1 protein-coding gene is annotated in these 1762 nt (G+C 73.8%); it reads right to left on the bottom strand.

Annotated features, from left to right (window positions below):
• The coding region (locus tag IE94_RS0134075; protein WP_030192238.1) for a polyketide synthase dehydratase domain-containing protein at positions 1-1762 on the bottom strand (1762 nt) is incomplete at both ends.

Raw genomic sequence — 1762 nt, 5'->3', positions numbered from 1 at the left:
GTGGTGGTGGGTGACGAGGTGGTGGGCGATGTGGGTGGCGAGGGTGCCGGTGGCGCCGGTGATCAGGACCGTACTGTCGGGACGGAAGACGGAGGCCGCGGCCGTTGCCGGGGTGGCCCGGGTCAGGCGCGGCACCAGGAACCCGCCCGCACGGATGGCGATCTGGGACTCACCGGTCGTCAGGGCGCCGGGTATCGCCCGAGTGGACTTGCCGTGGCCGTCGGTGTCGATGAGCACGAACCGGTCGGGGTGCTCGGCCTGCGCGGAGCGGATCAGGCCCCAGACGGCAGCGTGTTCCAGGTCCGGGGCGTCCTCGGGTGAGGCGACCACCGCGTCACGGGTGAGCAGCACGAGCCGGGAGTCGGCGAACCGCTCGCCCGCCAGCCACTCCTGAACCAGCTCCAGCACTCCGTACAGCACCTCGTGCACCCGCGCGGTGAGCCTGTCGGCGCCGGCCGGCTGTGGCGCGTACGGCACGACCACCACATCGGGAACGGTGTCCAGCATGGCCGCGGAGTCCAGGTCGTCGGCCGCGAACACCGTCGCACCGGTCTCCTCCAGCGACTGCCCCACCTTCAGCGGGTCCGGACCGAGGACCGCCCAGCGCCGGGCCTCGACGGAGGAGGACCCCGTCGGGGGCGTCACCCAGCCGACGCGGAACAGGCTGTCGTGCACGCACGAACCGGCCGCTTCCAACTGCGCGGTGACCACCGGTCGTACGACCAGCGACTCGGCCGTGGCGACCGGCGTGCCGGCCGGGTCGGCCACGGTGACGGACACCGTGTCCTCGGCGTCCCCGAGCGGTGCGACACGCACCCGCAGCGCGGCGGCGCCCGCCGCGTGCAGGGTCACACCGCTCCAGGAGAACGGCAGCCGCGCCCGCCCCTCGCCCGCCGCGGGCAGCACGCCCAGACCCAGCGCGTGCAGCGCCGCGTCCATCAGCGCCGGATGGATTCCGTACTCCGCGGCCTCGGCGGACTCCTCCTGCGGCAGGGCGACCTCGGCGAACACCTCGTCACCGCGCCGCCACGCGGCCCGCAGTCCGCGGAAGGCGGGACCGTAGCCGTAACCCTGCTCGGCAAGCCGGTCGTAGTACCCCTCGACCTCCACCGGCTCGGCCCCGTCCGGCGGCCACGCGCTCAGACCGGCGTCCGGCCCCAGGGGCTGCTGTGCCGAGGCCAGGGTGCCGGTGGCGTGCCGGGTCCAGGGCTCGTCGCTGTCCGCGTCCCGCGCCCGCGAGTGCAGGTTCAGCTCCCGACGTCCCGAAGCGTCGAGCGCGCCCACGTTCAACTGCACGTCGGCCCCGCCCCGCTCGGGAAGGATCAGCGGGGCTTCCAGCGTCAGTTCCTCCACGGTGTCGCAGCCGACGTGGTGACCGGCCTGGAGGGCGAGTTCGAGGAAGCCGGTGCCGGGCAGCAGAACGGTCCCGGCCACGGCGTGGTCCGCCAGCCAGGGGTGGCTCTGGAGGGACAACCGGCCCGTGAACAGGTGCGTGTCCGTGCCCGCCAGCTCCACGGCAGCGCCCAACAGCGGGTGCCCGGCGGCCGAGAGGCCCACGCCGGAGAGGTGCGTCCGGCTGTCGCTGGTGGGGTTGATCCAGTAGCGCTGGTGCTGGAAGGGGTAGGTGGGGAGGCCGGTGGGCCGGGCGGTGGGCGGGGTGTGAGGGATGGGCCAGTTGATGTGATGCCCGTGGGTGTGGAGGTGTGCTGCGGAGGTGAGGAGTCGGGTGAGGGTGCCTTCGTTGCGGCGGAGGGTGCCGGTG

This window comes from Streptomyces violaceorubidus, from assembly GCF_000717995.1.
Classification (GTDB): Bacteria; Actinomycetota; Actinomycetes; order Streptomycetales; family Streptomycetaceae; genus Streptomyces; species Streptomyces violaceorubidus.
Note: the sequence above shows the minus strand (reverse complement) of the source record. Positions and strands in the feature narration are given on the sequence as shown.